Source organism: Bradyrhizobium sp. UFLA01-814, assembly GCF_046718885.1.
Taxonomy (GTDB): Bacteria; Pseudomonadota; Alphaproteobacteria; order Rhizobiales; family Xanthobacteraceae; genus Bradyrhizobium; species Bradyrhizobium elkanii.
In genome coordinates this window covers 1-21,329 of sequence record NZ_JAQOSR010000107.1, presented here as the reverse complement: position 1 = coordinate 21,329, position 21,329 = coordinate 1, and the positions used below count along the sequence as shown (strand labels likewise).

Annotated in this window: 26 protein-coding genes; 12 read left to right on the top strand and 14 right to left on the bottom strand. The window is 61.7% G+C overall.

What is annotated here, in order from left to right; genetic code table 11:
- Positions 1–95: 95 nt before the first annotated feature.
- Positions 96–1,148 (top strand): SIR2 family protein, encoded by a 1,053-nt coding sequence (locus PMN64_RS27945; RefSeq protein ID WP_411782972.1) that lies wholly within the window; start codon positions 96–98, stop codon positions 1,146–1,148.
- A gap of 73 nt (positions 1,149–1,221) precedes the next feature.
- A complete protein-coding gene (locus tag PMN64_RS27940; protein WP_411782971.1) occupies positions 1,222–2,976 on the top strand; it encodes an ATP-binding protein in 1,755 nt (584 codons plus the stop codon).
- Positions 2,977–3,139: 163 nt separating this feature from the next.
- Here the strand turns inward: PMN64_RS27940 and PMN64_RS27935 are convergent, their stop codons facing one another.
- The 4 genes from PMN64_RS27935 to PMN64_RS27920 form a co-directional block, all read right to left on the bottom strand.
- Positions 3,140–3,325 carry a hypothetical protein gene (locus tag PMN64_RS27935; RefSeq protein WP_411782970.1) on the bottom strand — a complete coding sequence of 62 codons (186 nt, stop codon included), beginning with the start codon at positions 3,323–3,325 and terminating at the stop codon, positions 3,140–3,142.
- A 229-nt stretch (positions 3,326–3,554) separates the two neighbouring features.
- A complete protein-coding gene (locus tag PMN64_RS27930; protein ID WP_411782969.1) occupies positions 3,555–3,944 on the bottom strand; it encodes a lysozyme inhibitor LprI family protein in 390 nt (129 codons plus the stop codon).
- 450 nt (positions 3,945–4,394) lie between these two features.
- Entirely contained in the window at positions 4,395–5,519 is a 1,125-nt protein-coding gene (locus tag PMN64_RS27925) for a metallophosphoesterase (RefSeq protein ID WP_411782978.1), read from the bottom strand.
- Between the two features lie 223 nt (positions 5,520–5,742).
- Complete coding sequence (locus PMN64_RS27920) at positions 5,743–6,390, bottom strand: hypothetical protein (RefSeq protein WP_411782968.1); 648 nt, start codon at positions 6,388–6,390, stop codon at positions 5,743–5,745.
- Between the two features lie 220 nt (positions 6,391–6,610).
- On the opposite strand from PMN64_RS27920, the gene PMN64_RS27915 reads away from it, so the two are divergent.
- A complete protein-coding gene (locus tag PMN64_RS27915; protein ID WP_411782967.1) occupies positions 6,611–7,435 on the top strand; it encodes a hypothetical protein in 825 nt (274 codons plus the stop codon).
- A 170-nt stretch (positions 7,436–7,605) separates the two neighbouring features.
- Here PMN64_RS27915 and PMN64_RS27910 read toward each other — a convergent pair whose 3' ends face one another.
- Positions 7,606–7,791: a hypothetical protein gene (locus PMN64_RS27910; protein ID WP_411782966.1), complete on the bottom strand. Its 186-nt coding sequence runs from the start codon at positions 7,789–7,791 to the stop codon at positions 7,606–7,608.
- 84 nt (positions 7,792–7,875) lie between these two features.
- Between PMN64_RS27910 and PMN64_RS27905 the strand changes: the two genes are divergently transcribed.
- Positions 7,876–8,877, top strand: coding sequence for an LLM class flavin-dependent oxidoreductase (locus PMN64_RS27905; protein ID WP_411782965.1), 1,002 nt, complete (start codon positions 7,876–7,878; stop codon positions 8,875–8,877).
- On the opposite strand, the gene PMN64_RS27900 is transcribed toward PMN64_RS27905, so the two are convergent.
- Positions 8,870–10,102, bottom strand: coding sequence for a S1C family serine protease (locus tag PMN64_RS27900; RefSeq protein WP_411782964.1), 1,233 nt, complete (start codon positions 10,100–10,102; stop codon positions 8,870–8,872). The genes PMN64_RS27905 and PMN64_RS27900 overlap by 8 nt on opposite strands.
- Positions 10,103–10,376: 274 nt before the next feature.
- Here PMN64_RS27900 and PMN64_RS27895 point away from each other — a divergent pair, with 274 nt between their 5' ends.
- Positions 10,377–10,727 (top strand): zinc ribbon domain-containing protein YjdM, encoded by a 351-nt coding sequence (locus PMN64_RS27895; protein ID WP_411782963.1) that lies wholly within the window; start codon positions 10,377–10,379, stop codon positions 10,725–10,727.
- Between the two features lie 11 nt (positions 10,728–10,738).
- Here PMN64_RS27895 and panD read toward each other — a convergent pair whose 3' ends face one another.
- The 6 genes from panD to PMN64_RS27865 all read right to left on the bottom strand — a co-directional run bounded on the left by panD (position 10,739) and on the right by PMN64_RS27865 (position 15,761).
- Positions 10,739–11,128 (bottom strand): aspartate 1-decarboxylase, encoded by a 390-nt coding sequence (gene panD, locus PMN64_RS27890; protein ID WP_411782962.1) that lies wholly within the window; start codon positions 11,126–11,128, stop codon positions 10,739–10,741.
- 240 nt (positions 11,129–11,368) lie between these two features.
- A complete protein-coding gene (locus PMN64_RS27885; RefSeq protein WP_411782961.1) occupies positions 11,369–11,671 on the bottom strand; it encodes a putative quinol monooxygenase in 303 nt (100 codons plus the stop codon).
- A gap of 61 nt (positions 11,672–11,732) precedes the next feature.
- The gene (locus tag PMN64_RS27880) at positions 11,733–13,016 is read right to left on the bottom strand and encodes a cystathionine gamma-synthase family protein (protein ID WP_411782960.1); all 1,284 of its coding nucleotides are present in this window, start codon (positions 13,014–13,016) and stop codon (positions 11,733–11,735) included.
- 182 nt (positions 13,017–13,198) lie between these two features.
- The gene (locus PMN64_RS27875) at positions 13,199–13,459 is read right to left on the bottom strand and encodes a PepSY domain-containing protein (protein ID WP_016842771.1); all 261 of its coding nucleotides are present in this window, start codon (positions 13,457–13,459) and stop codon (positions 13,199–13,201) included.
- A 130-nt stretch (positions 13,460–13,589) separates the two neighbouring features.
- Positions 13,590–14,327, bottom strand: coding sequence for an ROK family protein (locus tag PMN64_RS27870; RefSeq protein ID WP_411782959.1), 738 nt, complete (start codon positions 14,325–14,327; stop codon positions 13,590–13,592).
- A 495-nt stretch (positions 14,328–14,822) separates the two neighbouring features.
- On the bottom strand, positions 14,823–15,761 hold the full coding sequence (locus PMN64_RS27865) for a LysR family transcriptional regulator (RefSeq protein WP_411782958.1): 939 nt from the start codon (positions 15,759–15,761) through the stop codon (positions 14,823–14,825).
- Between the two features lie 116 nt (positions 15,762–15,877).
- On the opposite strand from PMN64_RS27865, the gene PMN64_RS27860 reads away from it, so the two are divergent.
- Positions 15,878–16,681, top strand: coding sequence for an alpha/beta fold hydrolase (locus PMN64_RS27860; protein ID WP_411782957.1), 804 nt, complete (start codon positions 15,878–15,880; stop codon positions 16,679–16,681).
- A gap of 283 nt (positions 16,682–16,964) precedes the next feature.
- On the opposite strand, the gene PMN64_RS27855 is transcribed toward PMN64_RS27860, so the two are convergent.
- A complete protein-coding gene (locus tag PMN64_RS27855) occupies positions 16,965–17,618 on the bottom strand; it encodes an FMN-binding negative transcriptional regulator (protein WP_411782956.1) in 654 nt (217 codons plus the stop codon).
- A gap of 86 nt (positions 17,619–17,704) precedes the next feature.
- Positions 17,705–17,947, bottom strand: a complete 243-nt coding sequence (locus PMN64_RS27850; RefSeq protein WP_411782955.1) for a hypothetical protein — start codon at positions 17,945–17,947, stop codon at positions 17,705–17,707.
- Between the two features lie 674 nt (positions 17,948–18,621).
- Between PMN64_RS27850 and PMN64_RS27845 the strand changes: the two genes are divergently transcribed.
- The 6 genes from PMN64_RS27845 to PMN64_RS27820 all read left to right on the top strand — a co-directional run bounded on the left by PMN64_RS27845 (position 18,622) and on the right by PMN64_RS27820 (position 21,219).
- Complete coding sequence (locus tag PMN64_RS27845; protein ID WP_016840760.1) at positions 18,622–18,795, top strand: hypothetical protein; 174 nt, start codon at positions 18,622–18,624, stop codon at positions 18,793–18,795.
- Positions 18,796–18,805: 10 nt separating this feature from the next.
- Positions 18,806–19,678, top strand: a complete 873-nt coding sequence (gene pdxY, locus PMN64_RS27840; protein WP_411782954.1) for a pyridoxal kinase PdxY — start codon at positions 18,806–18,808, stop codon at positions 19,676–19,678.
- A 17-nt stretch (positions 19,679–19,695) separates the two neighbouring features.
- Positions 19,696–20,322: a LysE family translocator gene (locus tag PMN64_RS27835; RefSeq protein ID WP_137482703.1), complete on the top strand. Its 627-nt coding sequence runs from the start codon at positions 19,696–19,698 to the stop codon at positions 20,320–20,322.
- Positions 20,322–20,666: a tRNA-binding protein gene (locus PMN64_RS27830; protein ID WP_411782953.1), complete on the top strand. Its 345-nt coding sequence runs from the start codon at positions 20,322–20,324 to the stop codon at positions 20,664–20,666. The genes PMN64_RS27835 and PMN64_RS27830 overlap by 1 nt, the downstream gene beginning before the upstream one ends.
- A gap of 139 nt (positions 20,667–20,805) precedes the next feature.
- The gene (locus tag PMN64_RS27825) at positions 20,806–21,036 is read left to right on the top strand and encodes a DUF6894 family protein (RefSeq protein WP_038383784.1); all 231 of its coding nucleotides are present in this window, start codon (positions 20,806–20,808) and stop codon (positions 21,034–21,036) included.
- Between the two features lie 9 nt (positions 21,037–21,045).
- A complete protein-coding gene (locus tag PMN64_RS27820; protein ID WP_411782952.1) occupies positions 21,046–21,219 on the top strand; it encodes a hypothetical protein in 174 nt (57 codons plus the stop codon).
- The last annotated feature ends 110 nt before the right edge of the window (positions 21,220–21,329 follow it).

Sequence of the window (21,329 nt, the reverse complement as noted above, 5' to 3'; positions counted from 1 at the left end):
GAAGAATACCGAAGTCGACTTTCATCGCGCCCGCGCCGAATGTAGGATGGTTGTCTCTGTCGCGCGACACAACTATATCGACTAGCGAGCTTTTAATGCCGGAAGTAATCAATCTTAATTCTGAAAATGAGCCCGCAGCACAATATTTGGAACCCTTCTTGCAGTCGGGGAATCTCAATTTTTTGATCGGATCAGGAGCCTCCGCTCCCGTAATCAAGACGGGAGGAACCATCGAAACTGACATTAACGCCCTGCTTGCCGTCAATAACGAGGCTGAAGCCAATAAGAGAAGCCTCGATTTCATTACCGCAATCAGCGCCGCAAATTCAAAACTCTCGACCACTTTTGGACCTGCTCCTTCGCAGGCCTTTGTCAAAGTTAGAAGGAGCTACATCAACTTCCTATCGTCTATCGATAGAGTTCTGTTCGCCCGGAAGAATATTCTTCTACCTAGGCAAGCTAATATATTCACTACCAACTACGACACGTTCCTTGAGCACGCAGCAAGCCGAATTCCGGGACTGATGTTAAACGACGGCTTCGACCGATCGTCCGCAATCGGGCCCCCCACCTTTGCACCAGAGCGCTATTTCGACCGAACTTATAGATCCGGCACGTTCCATAACCATCAGGTTGAGATTCCGACGATAAACCTAATCAAGCTCCATGGCTCTCTGTCATGGCGCAAACGATCAGACAAGTTGGTCCTAGAAACAAAATCAGTTTCTCCGCTTTCGGCGGCAGATAAGGAGGACCCCGCCAAAGTAGACGCTTTTCTCAAAGAACATTTTCTCGTTCTACCAAATCTGCGAAAATTCCATGCAACCCTTCTTGAACGAGTCTACTACGATCTCCTCAGATTATTCTCGCGTGCGTTCGATCAACAGAACATTGTCCTTTTCTGTTTTGGCTTCTCGTTCGCCGACGAGCATATCCTCGACCTAACCCGAAGGGCGCTGCGAAACCCAACATCTCACTTGATCATTTTTGCCTACGACCAAGGTTCGGCCACTGACTACGAAACCAAGTTCGCCCAACAGCGGAACGTAACCGTTTTCTGTCCGGGACCCGCATCGGTGCTCGACTTCCCCAGGCTCAATGCAATCCTTTCGTCTGTACTACCGGTAAAGACAAATGCACTCGCCTAACCGGCTCGACACGGAAGCGGTTCTTCGCGTTGGCGAAGTGTCCAGCGTTACGGGACGAAAAATCCTCATATCAGTGGACACAGACAAAAACCTCTCAGAGCTATTCTTCGACGGAGATGTGCTTCGCAACATCGCTGTTGGCAGTTACATCGATATCCGAAAGGGCTTCCTAAGCTTAATTGGAAAGGTCGAAGGAGAAAACGCCCGTGGGGACGCCAAACTTGGCGACGAACTTCGCGGTCCAGACCAACGCCGCTTTCTAACGGTGGCGCTGGTCGGCTTTCTTGACCATCAAGGCAGATTCTTTGGTGGCACCAAAGAACTCCCATTAGTCGGCAACGAAGCCTTTCTTCTAACAAAGGAAAAGGTACATCAGGTTCATTGCCTCGTAAGCCCTGACGGCCTCTCGATAAACATCGCCCGATCCGAGTACGAAGGGTATGACATCGCCTTGCCCATCGACGGATTGATTAACAGCCACATCGCAATCTTTGGAAACACTGGAAGCGGCAAATCGAACACGCTTGCAATGATCTACCAGGAGTTCATCGCAAGGATGCGAGCCAGAAACGCGGCCTCCTTCGAGCAGAACTGCCGCATCGTACTCTTTGATTTCAACAACGAGTATGTGGGAGACGACTGTCTAACGCTGCACAAGACGGTCAAACTCCTATCAACAAGGAGCGACGATGGAGATAAAATTCCACTCGGCGTCGGCGGCTTCTCCGACATCGAAATTGTCAGCATCCTTGCTGATGCTACCGAGAAAACGCAAAAGCCTTTCTTAAAGCGAGTATTAGCACGTCAACATAAAGTGCTAAACTCAGACGATCCAATTGGATACGCAAGGAACATCATTAGAGGTCAAGTCAGGCAAATCCTGCAAATGTCGGACAAGGTCCGATTTGATCTCTTGATGGACTATCTTCGGCAACTCCTCCCTGAGGTCAGTGCAGACGGCACACCTGCTGAACTAATGACGGAATTGGAATGGCACAACGGGCAATCTGAGTGTCGCCGATACGCAAACGGGCAAACTTACTATCTGAAGCAAAATCCAAGCGATATCGATGACACGTTTGTCTTTGAGCACGTTTCTAATTTTGATTTTGCCAATGATGCGGTGACTGACCTTATCTCATTTGCCTATATCCAACTTATCTACGACGTTCTCTCAAACAGAGCGCAAAACGAGCACATCGCTCCAGCGATAAACAAGCTCGCAAGCAAACAAGCAGACATCCGGAAAATATTCGATCCTGCGGATAACGGCGATATCTTCGAGTCGAATGTTCTCGTTATTGCGCTCGGCGACGTAAATCTCGAAATGCGAAAGACGATACCGTTACTTCTTGCAAAGAGGATCTATGACGACCACAAGCGTGAAGGTAGTGGAAAATCGCTGAATATTATCATCGATGAAGCCCACAACATACTGTCCCAAGAATCATTCAGAGAGTCGGAAGGATGGAAAGACTATCGGCTCGAGACCTTTGAAGAGATTATCAAAGAAGGACGCAAGTTCGGCGTATTCGTTACAATCGCTAGCCAGCGACCGAATGACATCTCTCACACCATAACTTCACAGGCACACAATTATTTCATTCACCGCCTGATCAATCAAAAAGACTTGCAATCGATCGCAAGCGCCGTTTCTTACATTGATCAACTCACGGAAGAATCTATCCCAACGCTACCTACAGGGACTTGCATCTTCAGCGGTATCGCCGGGCAAATGCCCCTCAAACTTGCCATTTTACCCCTGGATGAACACCTGCAGCCGCAGAGCACAACGATACAGTTTAGAAAGATTGTGCCGGACAGTTAAAGTAAGCCTTGCGTACTAGGAATCGCAGCAGCATTTAATTTGATACAGCAAGCATAGCCCGCATGCGTGAAGCGACATCGGGACCGACGCGCAATTCGCAAGATCAGTCCCGCATCTCGCTTCGCTCATGCGGGCTACTGGCCGGCACGTTTGATCTGTAAAGTTAGGCTCGAAGCTCCAGTTGCTCGCCATTGAAAATATGGAGCATCCCCGCAAATCCGGGATGATCGGCCTCCACGACGTAACGCACTGCACCGGCGCGCGTCGTGAAAACTGAAACGATGATGCCTGGATACTCATAACCGGCACGCTTCCTGACGAGATCGCCGACCTTGAAAGACTGGGACATCATTCCTCGTAAGGTTGCGAGCGACCATTGCTGAATCACTGCGGTGAGCTGCCATGATAGCAGGTCATGACGGCATGTCGCTGAGCATCAAGGGTCAGCGGAGGGTCATTTCGACGGAGTCATTCATATAGCCCGGATGACCCAACGGGTCGCGCGAACGCGCGCCCGATGACACTCCGCGACATCCGGGACGCAAGATCAGTCCCGCATCTCGCTTCGCTCATGCGGGCTACTGGCCGGCACGCTTTTCAAGAAGCAGCGTGCGGTCGGCGATATCATTCAATTCGAACGTCTGGGAGTCGAGGAACGCGACGGACCCGTTGTTAGGATCGGCGGCGAGGCGATGGGTTTCACCCAGATGATGCTTCAGCCAGGCCCGCTGCTCGGTCTGCAATTGCGCGTGCGCCTCGCCCCTCGACCTTGCGAGAAGCGCTTGATAGGCGGTGTTGAGCCTGATGTCCCACTTCTCGATTGCGGCCTTGCCGCACGCGAGCATCTGCGTTGACACCCCTTCGGCCTTGTCCATGCACGCATCATACTCGGTGCTTTGCTGCGCGCGCACCGACCAAGTCCCGAGCACGAGCGCAGCTGCAACAATGACAAGCCTTCGCGACAGCATGACCACGTCCAAATCACCCCACCCGCATCTCCGGACAACCATCGTCGCACAGGAGCGCCCGAAACGAAAGCCAGCAAGCGTAGCGAGGTATTGGTGTGAAGCTCGCGTAGGATGGGTAGAGCCAACGGGTCCGCGCAACGCGCGGCCCGATGATAAACTCCGCGAAACCCATCGATTTTTTACCCGCGGCGCCAATGATGGGTTTCGCTTCGCTCTACCCACCTACGAAGCTGCTGCCACCCAGGCAGCAAGCGTAGCCCGGATGAGCGAAGCGATATCCGGGACCAATGTCACCAGACGCACGACTGGCCCCGCATATCGCTTCGCTCATGCGGGCTACTGCTGCGACCCAGGCCGAGAACCAAACCGCAAACGTGCACCGCGCGTATTCGGGCTCCCGCGCCAATGCGATAACACCGCGCTCGCATCATTGCATGCGCAACAAATCACTCAAGCATCGCCCGCCACACGCAACGTGATCCGCGTCAATTCGGACGGCCGGCCGAGCCGCAAGGCAAAGCCCGGCCAGAGCGCGGTGCCGTTGTTGACGTAGAGCGTCATCCCGTCGACGTCGTAGCGGCCGGAGACGAAGCCGGCATTGGCGCGCGCGGCCAGGCGATCGATCCCCAGGATCAATCCGCCATGGGTGTGTCCGGAGAGCTGCAGGGCGACGCCGAGCCGGGCGGCCTTTCGTGCGTCGCTCGGCTGGTGATCGAGCAGGACGACGGGCGCGCCCTTGGGGGCGCCGTCGAGAACCGCGGCAAGGTCGCGGATGGAATGCCCCCGGTGGCGCGAGGCGCGGTCGGTAATCCCTGCGATCACCAGGCGGCCGCCGCCGCGTTCGAGCACGATGTGCCTGTTCTCGAGCGAGCGCAGGCCGAGCGCTTCGTAATGCGCCATCCACACGTCATAGCCGAAGATATATTCGTGATTGCCCGAGATCACGTAGACGCCATCGGCGGCCATCAGGTCGCGCAGCGGCGCGATGTCGCCCCGCCGCGCATCGATGGTGCCGTCGATCAGGTCGCCGGTGATCGCGATCAGGTTGGCGCCGAGCTTGTTCGACCGCTCGACCACGGCGCGCGCCCATGGCGCAGGAAACAGCCGGCTGATGTGAAGATCCGTCAGCTGCAGGATGGTGTAGCCGTCGAACTGCCGCGGAAGTCCGCTTATGCCGACCTCGACATCCCTGAGTGGCGGAATGCGCATCGCCTGATGGACGCCGATCGCGGCGGCTGCGGCCGCGACCGCCGCAAGTGCGTAGCGGACGCCGTCAGGCGCGCCCACAAAGCCGCCGTGGATCAGCGCGGCCACCAGCAGCCCGGCATCAAGCGCCAGTTGCAGCAGCGCCAGCAGCATGATCGCGCCGAACGCCCAGTTGAACAGGACGACCACCGGACGCGGAAACTCCGGCGAGAATTCCGATCCCGACGACAGCCTGTTCCAGCGGTGAAACTGCAAGGCGACCAGCACCAGCAATGCGGCGACGATCTTTGCCGGAAGCGGCCAGTCGAGCGGCCAAATGAAGCGGGCCAGGATCAAGAGGCTGGTCAGGCCGAAGATGAGTTGGGGAATGGTCTCGCTCCGGATCGGATCGGTGGGCTGCGCGGTTCGCGCTCAGCGAAGGTAGGGTGGATCGGCCGCAGGCGTAAGCCGCCATCAACAGTAACATTTTCGCCAGGTTGCGCGGCGCTGAAACGCCCCGCGCGCCACCCAACCAACCCCGCATATCGCTTCGCTCATGCGGGCTACCGGCCGACCCTCCCGGTCTTCCAGCGCAAACGCCACAGGCGCCCGATCAATCTTCGATGTCAGCAATTCGCCTGAGGACGATCACGACGGCGAGGACCAGGCCAAACAGGCCGCCGGCAACTCCGGCCAGACCCGAACCAAAGGCGCCACTTACATCCCGGTCGGATAGAGCGAACGCGGCCAATTCAGCCGCAAAGGCCATCCCAAGCGTCAGGGCAATGATGATTGCGACGGATTTGGAAAGTTCGACCACAAATCGAAATGCCATATCTTCCAAAGCGCCGAGCGCGCGGGCCGTGCGACTATCCGGACGCGGGGCGGCCTGCCCCAGTGCGCTCCGATGCCCTCTGATTGAGGCATCGGAGGTATTGCCGATCAATGCCTTCGCGCGGGGATTGTCGTTAGGATCATCGAGAGCCTCGATGTCCAGTCTGAATTCTCGCCGCAGAAGCAGCGTAACAAGCAGCGCACAACATAAAAGTGCGGCCAATCCCGCGTAGATGCTGATGCTACCTGCCAAAAAGATCAGAAAAATGCCGACCCACCCAAGGGCCTCGCCACAAAATTGAACCACTGCCAATCGGGCAATGTCGGCCCATGACTGTTTTCTCCAAGAGTGTTCTCTCTTGGGGACGAAATCCGCGAGCCTCATCGGTTTGCCCTTCGACAGTCCGCCTTCTGCACCATCAGCCACGCAATCTCCTGAGATGTGGAGGGTCGGTCGTCGGGCGCAATCCTTCCGTCGCAACACAGACGGGAATCGCAAGTGCAGCGCCAGCGAGCGGCCTTTGCTCTCGGGTCGGTTGAGCGCACCTCCCCCATCGACGCCGATCAAACGCTCAAAAATAGAACTTGAACATTGCTCACTTTAATATCAGGTATTGAACATTGTTCATTTTCATTGGGAGCCGACGATGCAAACGACCTTCCGGATCGACGGATTGACCGGGTCCGAGCGGCCCGTAAAACGGTGGATCAAGCACGCCCCGACGATCATCACGATCGGCATCATTGCAGCATTCGCGGCGCACGGACGCATCGCGCAGCCGGCCAGCTACAACGATTTCGCCGACCACTCGGCCGTCGTCGGCATCCCCCACGCAGCCGACGTCTTGTCCAACGCCGGCTTCGCGCTGGTCGCGATCTGGGGCTGGCTGGCGCTGCGCCCTCACCGCAACAGCGATCGCCTTCGCGCCGGCTGGCCGGGCTATCGCCTGTTCCTGATCGGACTGTTCCTGACCGCGTTCGGGTCGGCGTTCTATCATCTTGCTCCCGACAATGGCCGCCTGATCTGGGACCGGCTGCCGATCGCGCTTGCCGGCGCCGGCCTGCTGGTCGGTGTCCGCGGCGACACCCGCCCCGGATTGAGGACCGACATCGAAGCGATCGTGCTCGGCTTGTTCGCTGTCGGCAGCGTCGCGTGGTGGGTCGCCACCGACAGGCTCGGTGCGGGTGACCTGCGACCGTATCTGCTGCTGCAGGTGCTCCCGCTCATCCTGATCCCGCTGTGGCAATCGATCTATCGCGCGCCGCGCGCCGACCGCGCAGCTTTCGCCGCCGCGATGGTGCTGTACGTACTGGCCAAGATCGCCGAGGTGCTCGACCACGAGATCGCAGACACGCTCGGGTTCGTCAGCGGACACACCTTGAAGCATCTGCTCGCGACTTCAGCCACGGCCGCAATCGTCTGGGGCCTGACGCGACGATTCTCCGATCGCGGCGGTCGAGCGTGCGAATGAGGACTGTAGGATGGGTAGAGCGCAGCGAAACCCATCAGGCTGCAGCCGAGTGGCGAGATGATGGGTTTCGCGGAGTTTATCATCGGGCCGCGCGTTGCGCGGACCCGTTGGCTCTACCCATCCTACGCTGCTGACCGCAGAAGCCATTGTGCAGCAATGGGCTGCCCGCACTATTTCGGAATAATGGAAAAATACCACCGATTTGCCCGACGCGTCAAGTCGTATTTCCGAAGTCCCGGCGGCAACCTGCACCTTTGCATGGGGTTGTTTTCGATATTTTGGACGGGCAGCCCTGCTTCCTCGATCGCATCAGGCGGATTGACCGGCATGGCGACCGCATCCATATGCATCTGCATGAACCGGCTGCTCCCCGCCGTTTCGCATCCACCTGGACACAGCCAAATACCACCGGCTCCCGTCCCTAACGTTCCGGAGTCGCCGTGGCCGCCCTCTCCATTCTCGATCTCGTCCGCGTCACCGAGGAAACCGACGCGCGCGGCGCGCTCTATAACGCGCGCGATGTCGCGCGCCATGCGGAGGCTCTCGGCTATCGCCGCATCTGGGTGGCGGAGCATCACAACATGGCGGGCATCGCCAGCGCCGCGACGTCGGTCGTGATCGGGCACATCGCCGCGGGCACCAAGACCATCCGCGTCGGCGCCGGCGGCATCATGCTGCCGAACCACGCGCCCTATGTCATCGCCGAGCAGTTCGGCACGCTGGCGCGGCTGTTTCCTGACCGTATCGACCTTGGCCTCGGCCGCGCGCCGGGCACCGACCAGCTCACGCTGCGCGCGCTGCGCCGCACGCCTGAATCCGCCGAGAACTTTCCGCAGGACGTGCTCGAGGTGCAGGCCTTCCTCGCGGCGGCCGGTCCCAACCAGCGCATCCAGGCGGTGCCGGCCGCGGGCACCGACGTGCCGCTGTGGATTCTCGGCTCGAGCAATTTCGGCGCGATGCTGGCCGGCGAGCTCGGCCTGCCCTACGCCTTCGCCTCGCACTTTGCCCCCGAGCTCCTGCTCCAGGCGCTGCAGATCTATCGCGCCCGCTTCAAGCCGTCGGAGCAGCTCGCGCATCCCTACACCATGGTCGGCGTCAACATCATCGCCGCCGACACCGACGAGGAGGCGCGGCGGCTGGCGACCACGCAGCAGATGTCGTTCACCAACATCTTCCGCGGCGCGCGCGGCCTCAGCCAGCCGCCGATCGACGACATCGAGAGCTACTGGTCGCCGTCGGAGAAGGTGCAGGCGATGCGGATGCTCGCGCGCTCCATCATCGGCTCGCCCGCGACGGTGCGCGCCGGCATCGACGCGCTGGTCGCGGAGACCGGCGCCGACGAGCTGATGATCGTGTCCGACGTCTATGATCACCAGAAGCGGCTGCGATCGTTCGAGCTGATCGCCGAGGCCGGCGCGATCAACGCCGGCGGGATCACTTGAGCAGGCCGGCAGGCGCCTGCGACTGCGCGAGCTGGCCGAGCGTGACGCTCAGCGAATTCGGCGCATTGTCCCGCACCATCGAAAGCTTGACTGAACTGCCGGGCGCTCCCGCATAAACCTTCTTGGTCAGCTCGTTGGCGCTCTTGATCGGCTCGTCATTGACCGAGGTGATCACGTCCCCCCGCCTCAATCCGGCCTTCGCGGCCGGACCGCCGGTCTGCACGCCGACCACGACCGCGCCGTGCAGATTGTCCGCACCTAAGCTTTCGGCAATGCCGGGGGTGATCGATTGAATCTGCGCGCCCATCCAGCCGCGCGTGACCGTACCCTTGTCCTTCAGCTGCGGGATCACCGTCTTCACGGTATCGGCGGGTATCGCAAACGCGACACCGACCGAGCCGCCCGAGGGCGAGAAGATCAGGCTGTTCACGCCGATCACATCGCCATGCGTGTTGAAGCTCGGCCCGCCGGAATCGCCGCGGTTGATCCGCGCATCGATCTGGACGAAATCTTCCGAAGACCCGGTCTCCAGGTCGCGCGCACGCGCCGAGACGATCCCCGCGGTGACGGTGTTTCCGAGGCCGAACGAATTGCCGGCCGCGAGCACCCAATCGCCGGTGCGCGGCGGCTGCTCCGCGAGCTTGACATAGCTGAAGTCGGTCCGCCCATCGACCTTGAGCAGGGCCAGGTCGCTGACCGGATCCTTGCCCAGGACCTTCGCCTTGTAGACCTTGTTGTCACTGGTGCGAACATCGGCGCGGTCGCTGCCTCCGAGGACGTGATTGTTCGTCACCGCATAGCCGTCCGCCGAGATGAAGAAGCCCGAACCGATCGAGGTCATCTCACCCGACTTCGGCAGATTGCCCGGTCCACGCCTGCCGGGATTCGGAACAGCCCTCCCCGGCGTGTCCTGATCGGGCAGGCCGTCCGGCCCGGAAGAGTCGCCGGGAGACTGGCTGGGAGAAGAATCGTCGTCATCCGCCGCTGCCGCCACCTTGGCGTTGACGCCAATCACGGCCGGCCCGACCTTCTCCGCAAGGTTGGCGAACTCGCCGGGACCACCGCCGCCATGATCCGCACGCGAATTCACCGGCTCTGCGTGGGCAAGACTTACGCTTAGAAGACTTGCGGTCACAAGGCTTGCGCTCACCAGCGACGCCGACGTGAAGGCGGCGGTGACGAGCGACGTGCGAAGGCTGACGAAAGCCGGGTTTCTGTGATTCATCTTCCGCGTCCATGTTTGGGATCAGCCGATTGCTTTTCGATGAGTTGCCGGCCCGGACGCGACGATCAGTGAACCGTTCCCCGCAAGCACAGGGCCGCAATGCCGAGCGACGAACGGCAACGGATGGAGCGACAGACCGTTCCACCAGCATCCGCGGGTGGACGGGCGGCTCGCCACCTTTGCGCCGCTTTGCGCATTAAATCGCCGGGTTTTCGCTTGCTTTGCCCGCTTGTGCCTCTACGGTGCGCCCGCAACGACGGAGACGATCTCGACCATGGACGCCGCAATGAACTGCCCGAAATGCAATTCCGAGCATGCCTATCAGGATGGCGCTCTCTGGGTCTGCCCGGAATGTGCCCATGAGTGGAGCAGCGATGCGGCCGCGGCCGCCGAGACCGCGCAGCAAGCGGGCGTGCGCGATGCGCACGGCAACCCGCTGACGGACGGCGACAGCGTCATCGTGATCAAGGACCTCAAGGTCAAGGGCTCGTCGTCGGTCGTCAAGGGCGGCACCAAGGTCAGGAACATCCGCCTCACCGAGGGCAGCGACGGACACAACGTCGCCTGCAAGATCGACGGCATCGGCGCGATGAATCTGAAATCGGAGTTCGTCAAGAAGGCCTAGCGCAGCCCGGCTTACGCGTCCGCCAGGGCTTTCACCGATGAGGCGGCAGCCTTCGCGATGTGCCGGTTCTTGTCGTCGACCAGCACGACCCGCGGATGAAACTGGCGCGCCTCGTCGGCGTCGAAGCTGGCATAGGCGACGATGATGACCTTGTCGCCGGCCATGGCGAGCCGCGCGGCCGCGCCGTTGAGGCCGATTGTGCCCGATCCCGCCGGCGCCTCGATCACATAGGTCGAGAAGCGCGCGCCGGTGTCGATGTTGTAGATGTCGACGCGTTCATTGATGAGGAAACCGGCGGCCTCGATCAAATTGCGGTCGATCGAAATCGACCCCTCGTAATGCAAGTCCGCTTCGGTGACGTGCGCGCGATGAATCTTGCCCTTCATCAAAGTCACTTGCATCGAGACCATCCCGTATCGTTGTGTCGGAATTTTCCGCGCCGCCAATAACGGCGCGCCGCCTCCGCGTCAACGTTGTCCGGGTTCACGCTCGCTTCGAGCGCAGCTCCGCGGCGATGGATTTGTCCTGAAATCGCCGACCCCGCCGGTCCGCAATGCTCCGAACCACCAAAATCGGAGAATGAATGCGCTGCGACGAAGCCTTTCCGGAGCAGGCTATTATTTGTGAACGCGGCGAACGCCCTACTCCCGCTTGCTCGCAATCTCGTTGGCCAAAACCACGATCACCTCGCCGTCGAGGATCGGCTTCGCGACCTCAAAGAAGCGCGCCACGGCCGGCGAATCGTTGTGCCGGTCCATGGCTGCCTGATCCAGGTATCGCTCATACGTCGAAAATATCCGGGGACTGTCGACATCCTGCGAGACGTAGTAGCCGACGGTGGACGGCTCGTTGGCGCGGACATGCTCGACGACGTCGAGCAATGCCTGACGCATCGCCGCCTCATGGCCCTTCTTGGTCCTGATGATCGCCGTAATCGCTAGCATGCACTCTCTCCGGAGATTGGTAGCCCGTTGGCCCTACCCACCCTACACGCTTTTTACTCGCTCACACCCTGCTCAATGCCTGCGCGATGTCGGCCACCAGATCGGACGGATGCTCGATCCCGATCGAGAGCCGGATCGTCGAATCCAGCACGCCGATCCGCTTGCGGATATCGGCCGGCACGCCGGAATGCGTCATGGTGGCCGGCAGGCTCGCGAGCGACTCGGTGCCGCCGAGACTGACTGCGAGCTTGAAGATCTGCAGCGCGTTGAGGAATTTCTCCGCCGCTTGCTGCCCGCCGACGATGTCGAACGAGAAGGTCGAACCGGCGCCGCTGCTTTGGCTCGCGAAGACATGCCCCGCGGGGGACGCCGGATCGTGATGGCCGAGATAATGCACCTGCGCCACCTTGGGGTGATCGCGCAGATAATCGGCAACGATCCGCGCGTTGCGGTCGGCCTTTTCCATGCGCAGGCTGAGCGTTTCCAGCGAACGGCTGATCATCCAGCAGGAATGCGGATCGAGCTGGGTGCCGATCGCGCCGCGCAGCGCCTTGATGTCCTTCATCAGCTTCTTCGAGCCGAGCGCCGCGCCCGCGATCAGGTCGGAATGGCCGCCGACATATTTCGTCAGCGAGTACAGCGAGAGATCGGCGCCGTGCTCGATCGGCCGCTGAAACACCGGCCCGAGCAGCGTGTTGTCGCAGGCGATAATCGGAGTATGGCCCTGTGCCTTGCCGATCGCGTCGGCGATGCGCCGCGTCAGCGCGATATCGACCAGGCCGTTGGTCGGATTGGCCGGCGTCTCGATGAAGATCATCGCGACGCGGCCCTTCTTCATCGCCTCGTCGGCAGCGGCGCGGATGACACTCTCGTCGAGGCCGTCGGCAAAGCCCACGGCGTGAATCGAGAAGCCCGCCAGCGTCCTGGTGAACAGCGTCTCGGTGCCGCCATAGAGCGGCTGCGAATGCAGGATCACGTCGCCGGGCCGCGCGAAGGCCAGCACCGTGGTCGAGATCGCCGACATGCCTGAGGAGAACAGCGCGCAGCTCTCGGTGCGCTCATAGATCGCAAGCCGGTCCTCGACGATCTCGCTGTTCGGATGATTGAAGCGCGAATAGACCAGCCCCGCCCCCATGCCTTCCGGAGGCTCGCGCCGGCCTGCGACAAAGTCGAAAAAGTCCTTGCCGTCCTCGGCGGTGCGGAACACGAAGGTCGAGGTCAGGAACACGGGCGGCTTGACGGCGCCCTCCGACAGCTGCGGATCGTAGCCGTAGTTCAGCATCTGGGTTTCCGGATGCAGCAGGTGATTGCCGATATGGGTTTTGGACGGAAACGGTTTTGTCATGGCCGGTCTCCTGTTCACGGGCCGCCGCGCTGGCGGCGATTCCCGGAATGATGGGACCAGCATACCCCAGCTTTGTGCCATTGAGCCAAAGCGCGGCATCAGACAGTTCTGGATAACGAACGGCCGGCGTGCGCCCTGCTCCGCCGGCCGTTCCGAAGGTCACGCAGTGGTGAAGACGCCAGCTACCAGCCGCGATCCACGTTGCGCACCTCGCCGGTCCGCGCATCGACATCGACCTGCATCCAGCGGCCGAGGCGGTCACGCCCCTCGACCTCCCACTCGTCGCCGAGGAACTGGGTGTTCGACACCGTCACGATGCCGAGATTGGTCGCGACGTCGAGCGCGGCCTCCATCGAGATCTGGCTGCCGGAATCGTAGGCCATCGCCGGCGTCGCTGCGCCGATCGCCAGGGCCGCGATCGCGGGAATAATGAAACTTCGCATGGCTCACTCCTCATGGAACGGGATGTTATGCCGCATAAAACGAGCGGCGCACCCAATCAGTTCCGACAACAGGGGTGACGAAGCAGCGCGAAACTTCGGCAGTTGCGGCAATTTGGTGGCGGTTCCGGTTTCATCGACGCGCGCTGCTCGCCTTGCGCGCTCTCTTCTTCCACATTCGAAATCCGCCCTCGAATGCGTTGGCGTTGTCGCCGAACCTCACCTTCGGCGGCGGGTTGTCGACCTTGTCGGCATTGCCGCCGCCGAGCACGATGTACTCGGGCTCCAGCGCGGCAGACAGCCGCGCGATGACGTCGTCGACGCTCTTGCGCCATTTCTTTCGGCCACGCCGCTCGAGCCCCGCGGCGCCGACATAATCCTCGAACGTCGCGCCCTTGCGGTACGGCAAATGACCAAGCTCCATCGGCTCGTAAACACCGTCCACGATCATCGCGGAGCCGAGGCCGGTGCCGAGGCCGAGAAACAGCATCCGGCCGCCCTGATAGCTGCCGATCGCCTGCATCAGCGCATCGTTGACGACCCTGGTCGGGCGGCCGAACGCGTGGTGAAAATCGAAGCCGGCCCAGCCGCGGCCGAGATTGTGCGGCTCGGTCAGCGGACGGTTGTGAACGACGGGTCCGGGATAGCCGACCGAGATCACGTCATAGGACCAGTCCTTGGTCAGCAACTTGACCTGCCGCACCATCTCGGTCGCGGACAGAGTTGGACCCGACTCGAATTCGCGCTTGACGCGCTCCATGTCGGTCATGACCTTCACATGCGTGCCGCCGACGTCGATCGCCAGCACGGTGCGGTGCGACGCGGGCCTTTTCATTTTCTTGCTGGTCTTCTTGCCTGCCTTCTTGGCCATCGATCCGCTCTCTGGTGCGCAGCGAGTGGAGCAGAGAAACGCATCGCGCGCCACAGCGACGTTCTGCATCTGACTCCAATTTGTTCGCGAGGAACGAATCGGAATCGAGAAAATCGGCGCGATCCAGACGTTAACAACGCGTTTGCGCGAGCCGCATCCGAGTAATCGTTGTTGTGCCATGATGGGATTATTGCGCTCGGCGCGCAATATGGCCGCGCAATTCGGACACGCTGCGTGTGCCGGCTTCCCGGATCGAGGGGCAGGCACCATCACGATCGCGTTCTCCGTTCGACTCCATTTCGTTCGCGAAGAACGAATCGGAATCGAAAAATCGGTGCGAAGCGATTCTTAACAACAGGTTTGCGGGACTTCGATGCTACGGCACGTTGTGGGGTGGATCAGCCGACGACGTCCGCCGTAGCTCAACGAGCCAAGGCGGAAGGCGCAATCCACCATCCATCAACGACATCACTGCGGCGGATTACGCCGCGCCAATTATCGGCCGCGCTTCGCGCGAACCGGTTGGCCACCCCGCCCTGCGCGCCGGGCGGGCCGCCAGCTTTTGAGGTGAAGCCAGAGCGCTTCCGCCACCGGTCCGTGCGAATGCTGGCGATGGCGGACTACCGCAAGATTTTCCTCACGGCCCGGAAAATTCGGTCCGGCGATGCTGATCAGCCCGCCGTCCCGCAGCTCGTCCTCGATCAGCCATGCGGGCAGATGGCCCCAGGCGAGACGATGCAGGATCAACTCCTTTTTCATCATCTGGTCCGGCACGCTACACTGATGCGCACCATCGATCAGGAAGAAGTTTTCCGACGACGGTCGCCGCGCCGTGTCGCGAATCACGCACTGCGTGAAGAGGCGCATCTGCTCCGGCGTGACCTTCTTCGTCCACGCAAATGGCAGAAAGCCGGGAGCCACAACCGGGACCATGGCCGTGGTCGATAGCTTGATCTGTTCGAAGCGCGGATCGGAGGGGTCCGCGCGATGAAACACCAGATCAGCATTATCATCGATAAGGCGCTCGAGCGGTCCGCCGACCGCCTCATATTCCAGGTGCAGGCGCGTGTTGGGATAGCGGGCAAAGAACGCCGACAGCATCTGCAGCACCGGCGGCCGCGGGCACAGGTCGCCGATGACGATGCGCAGGACGACCTCTTCTCCGCCGGCAAGCTGCTCCGCATAGCCCTGCAGCAGCTCGAGTTCGCGCAGCGTCACCTGCGCGCGTGCGTGAAACGTCCGGCCGGCGTCCGTCAGCCCGACGCGGTATCCGCTGCGATCGAACAGTGTGAGGCCGAGCTGCTGCTCTAGCCGGGCGACCGCCGCGAACACCGACGGATGCGACCGGTTCAGCGCGGTGCCGGCGGCCTGAAAGCTTCCCTTGGTCGCGACAGCGTCAAAGCAGCGCAAATCGTGCAGCTTGATCCGATCCATTGTCCATAAATCCTACAAAGATTGATCAATCTTAGTAATTTTTCTTCGAAGGCGCGAGTCCTAGCCTGGCTCGACGCGAAGCCTGGCGGCTTCCACCAGCACAAGGGACTGACGGGATGAGCGCCGATCGACACTTCACCACGGCGGATGGCTGCCGGATTGCGTACCGTATCGACGGTCCCGACGATCGGCCGGTGCTCGCGCTGTCGAACTCGATCGCCACCAACCTGCACATGTGGGATCGTTCGATGCCGGCCCTCAGCCGGTCGTTTCGGGTGCTCCGCTACCACACCCGCGGTCATGGCGGGTCGGACGCGCCGGTGGGCGCCTACTCGATGGACCGGCTCGGCCGCGACGTGGTCGAGCTGCTCGACCACCTCGCGATCGATCGCGCGCATTTCCTCGGTCTGTCGCTAGGCGGCTTTATCGGACAATGGCTCGGCATCTTCGCGCCCGAACGCATCGATCGCCTGATCCTCTCGAACACCTCGTCCTATCTGGCGTCGGAGCTGCCGTTCGACGAGCAGATCTGCGCGGTGCTGGCTGCCCCGGATATGAATGGAATCGCGGACGGCTTCATGCGCAACTGGTTTCCGGCGGCCATGCTGGCTGCACCGAACGACATTGTCGACGAATTCCGCAACATGGTGCTGACCACGCCGCCGCGCGGTCTCGCCGGATGTTACGCGGCACTGCGCGACGTCGATCTCCGCCGCGTCATCTCGTTGATTGCGGCGCCGACGCTCGTCATCGGCGGCGAGAGCGACACCGTCACGCGGGCCAGCCACAGCGCTGATATCGCCGCGACAATCACCGATGCCAAGCTCGTTCTGCTGCCCGGCGTTCACATCCTCAATATCGAGCAAGCGGATCGCTTCAACCGAGAGGTCGTGAGCTTCCTGGCGCTCTCCGCCACATGACTGCGTAGCCCGGATGAGCGAAGCGACATCCGGGACCGCTCCAAGAGTACGCGATCGGGCCCCGCATATCGCTTCACTCATGCGGGCTACGGGGATCACGCACCAGATGTTCCCCATCCGACTCCATTTTGTTCACAAAGAACGAATCGGAATCGAACCAATCGGCGCGAATCGATTCTTAACAACACGTTTGCGGATTCGATGCCGATCGGCTCCGTAGGGCGGATTAGCGCAAGCGTAATCCGCCCTCTGCCGCGTTCAGACAACGCCGGGTTACGCCTGGCTAACCCGCCCACCGTCCATCGTCATATTTGAGCTGCGGCCGCAGCGCGCGCATCTTCGCGGCAAGCCTTTGGCTTGACGTCTCCTCCGCCTGCGCGAGGCGATTGACGAGCGCGACATAGTCCGCATCGCTCTTGTGCTGGTTGAGCTTTGACTGGCCCTCGATCTCGTCGACGACGATGTCGATCACCCTGATCCCAGCCAGCATCGCTTCGCGCTTGCCGGGCTCCATCTGCGTCAGGTCCCAGGGCTGCTTCGGCAGCCGCGCCTCGGAGACCGCGAGCAGCGCGTCGCCGTGGCCACGATTCTCGCCGTGATCGCGCAGATGCGCGACGCCGGACAAATGCACCGCCTCGTAGAGCCAGGTCGAGACGTTGTCGGGTGAGACATACCAGTCGTTCGAGATGTAGGCGTCGTCGCCGGAGACGATCAGGAGGAAGCGCCTGACACCGTCGGCGAGCTCGACCAGCGGATTCTTCGCGGTGAGATGGATCTGCACGATCACGCGCTCGTCGCGCCGCTGGATCACGAACGGCACGTAGGACGCGCGCGGACCGCGTGCATCGGCGGCGACGATGGCGCCGAAGCCGCGCGCCGCCGCAAAGGCGAGCGCACGGTCTTGCTCGATGCGAAACTGGGGACGGAGGATGTGCATGGCGGCGGCGCTCGCGAGCTGGAGGGAGACGACCCAGCAAGGCTAGCGCAACTTTCGCCGGAGATCACCGCCATGCACTATCCGGCTCAGCAGATCATGGCATTGTCGCCGTGATCGCAGACGCCGCCGGGCTGGTCGCGCGGCAGCGCCTCGGACTCGCCGAAACGCGGAACCGCCATGCGCGGCGGTCCGCCGCTCCAGCGGCCGGCGGCGGCATGGCTCTTCATGAGCGCGGATGAGCCCGCCGCCGGCACTTCGTGTGCCATGGCCGACGCCGTCAGCATGGCGAGCGCGGTCAGCGCGGCCGCAACCTGTTTGATCCTGGACATCAGTTGCTCCTGTTGGATTCGGCGCGCCGGCGCATTGTTCGCCGCCCGCCGATCGGTTCGCGCTCACATCATGATCGATCGCTCTGCCGTCTTATTCCGACGCCATGAGGCGAGCGTTTGGATGCAGGACAGTCCACCCGCGCATCTTCTTCCACGTCGATCCGACACGTTCGGTTGATCGTTGCGTGACCGACGAGATTGCGACGCACCCCGCAAACCAAATCCGGCTGCCTGCGACAAAACAGCCCGACGGGCAACTCAGCAAAACCTGTCAATCTCAGAATAAGAAAATATTCCGCTTGCTGCCCATTGCTCGGGGCCCATGAGGTGCGATCGGCACCCGGCTTTCCCTGCGCCCTCTGTTCGAAAGGGGGCGGAACGAAGAGCAAAGCTCGGACAAAACATGTCGCGAGAATGCGGATGTAGGACTCACTGGCCGCGCCACATATTCGGTGTCGTCCCGGCGCAGGCCGGGACCCATAACCACCGAAGGTGATTGTTGCGCGACGCTGCGGCCACAATTTTCCTCACCAACACAATCCTGTGGTTATGGGTCCCGGCCTTCGCCGGGACGACGATGTGGAAAAACGTGGGCTCGTGTCCGCCGTTGAACTCGTGGCAACTAGCAGGTTACGCTGCCTCCGACCTCACGCCCTCCCGATGGAAGGATCCCCATGAACGGCAATCGATATTATGGCGTCCGCGTCGAGGGCGCGAAATACGGCGTGGGATTCGGCTCGGCGCTGGCGATCGCGATCTCCTACACCAAGAACCATTCGATCCTGTGGGCGATCATTCACGGTATCCTGGGCTGGCTCTACGTGATCTACGCCGCGCTGTTCGGGTGAAGCGGAACACATGACCGTCATCTCGATTCAGTCACAGGTCGCCTGGGGCCATGTCGGCAACAGCGCCGCCACCTTTCCTATCCAGCTGCACGGCATCGACGTCGTCGCCGTGCCGACCACGCTGCTCAGCAACCGGCCGGGCTATCCGACGATCCGCGGCCGGGTACTCGACGTGCAATTGGTCGCCGACCTGCTGCGCGGCATCGAGGAGCGCGGCGCGGTCGAGGCCGCGCGGCTGATCCTGTCGGGCTATCTCGGCTCGGCCGACATCGCGATGGATGTCGCCGACTTCGTCGCCCGCGCCAAAGCGGAGAACCCGGCCCTGCTCTATTGCTGCGATCCCGTGCTCGGCGACCGCGACCGCGGCATGTTCGTGCGATCGGACATTCCGCCGCTGGTGCGCGACGAGCTCTGCCCGCTCGCCGACATCATCACGCCCAATCATTTCGAGTTCGAATTCCTCTGCGGCGCACGCGTAACGACGATCGATGACGTCATCGCGCAGGCGAGCACGCTGATGGCGCGGGGACCTGCGACCGTCGTCATCACCAGCGCCGAGCTGGCCGGCACCCCGCAGAGTGAGATCGAGACGCTGGCGATCGAGCGCACGCAATCCGACAAGACCTATGCCTGGCGCGTGCGCACGCCGCGGGTTCCGATCAGCCCGTCCGGTACCGGCGACCTGTTCGCCGCGCTGTTCGTCGCCGCCCGCGCGCGCGGCCTGGCGACGCCGGATGCGCTCAGCCACGCCGCGTCAGGCATCCACGGCGTGCTGGAGCGCACGGCGCAGAGAGGAACCGAGGAAATGCGCATTGTCGAAAGCGCCGGCCTGATGCTTGATCCGAAGCCGCGCTTCGCGGCGGTCGCCGTCGCCGCATCCTGACATCCGGGACACCTTTCATGATCGACATCACCACCCTCCTCACCTACGCCGCCGTCGTGCTCGGCCTGTTCCTGATCCCCGGGCCGGCGGTGCTGCTGGTGCTCGCGCGTTCGGTCACCGGCGGCGCGCGCGTCGGCGTCGCGACCGGCTTCGGCATCGCGCTCGGCGATCTCGTCCACACCGCGATGGCGACGTTCGGCCTCTCGGCCGTGCTGATGACCTCGGCGCTGGCGTTCTCGGTCGTGAAATATGCCGGCGTGATCTACCTGATCGTGCTCGGCGTCCGCGCCCTGTTCGAGAAGAACGACGACCTTGATTTGCCGGCGGCGCAACCGGTCGACCCGCGCCGTGCGTTCCGGCAGGCGATCTGGGCGGAAATGCTCAATCCGAAGACCGCGCTGTTCTTCCTCGCCTTCCTTCCGCAGTTCGTGCACCCCGGCCACGGCTCGGCGGTCGCGCAGTTCGCGACCCTCGGCCTGATCTTCGTCGTGATGAGCGCGGTCTACACCTCGCTGCTCGCGCTCGCCGCCGGCCAGATCAGCCCGTGGATCCGGCGGCATCGCCGCATCGGGCAGTGGCAGGGCCGCGTGGTCGGAACGATCTACATCGCGCTCGGCGTTCGTCTGGCGTTCCAGGAGCGCTGATGTCCCCGCTCAAGCCGCAAGCCACGTATGACGACTTCGCCCGCCTCGATATCCGGATCGGCAAGGTTGTCGAGGTGCAGCCGTTTCCGCGCGCCCGCAATCCGTCTTACAAGGTCGGCGTCGATGTCGGCGCCGGGCGGATCATGTGGTCGAGCGCACAGATCACGAATTACGAGCCGGTGGCGCTGGTCGGCTCGCTGGTCGTGTGCATCTGCAATCTCGGGCCAAAGAACATCGCGGGTTTCACCTCGGAACTGCTGATCCTCGGCGCCAAGGACGCCGGCGGCAACGTGATCCTGCTCGGTCCGCGCAGCGAGGTTGCGCTCGGCGAGCCGATCTTTTGAGGCCGCCTCGATCACGGCCGCGTGATTCAAATCGTCTGGATTCCCCGTAGTTTACCGATGGGGGATCACCCGGATTCTCAGTGCCCGCGCGCGCTGCTATTTCAGCGCACGAGAATCGCTTCGGCATAGGAATCGGAAGATGTCTGCAGTTTTCTTTCACTGCTCCGACGACAAGCACGTCATCCTGGATCGCACCGGCGCCGCGATGGATCTGGCGGAGGCGCGCGTATATGCGGAGCAGCTGGCGCGCAGCTATGTCATGACACCAAGCGTGGAAGACTGGCGCAACTGGGCGGTCCACGTCACCGACGACATCGGAACCGAGATCTTCGAGCTGCCATTCACCGCCATCCTCGGCGAGCTGCACTGAGGGCATGCCATGAATGCGATGGAACTTGCCCTGCGGCCGTTGCGGCGCCACCTCGCCCACCTCATCGCGCGCTGCGTCGCGCTGATCGATGGCGTCATCAATCCCTATCGCCCCGAACTGTACTACATGCGCGGACCAGGTCCGAAATGCCGCGCCCGGCGGCAAGCCGCACTGCGCGACTAGAGCATTTTCGGTTCTGATTGAATCAGAACCGAAGCTCTAAAGCGGGATGGGTTTAGGTTGAATCGATTTGGGATTCCCAAATCAGTGTGTTTCTGATTCACCATGCTGGC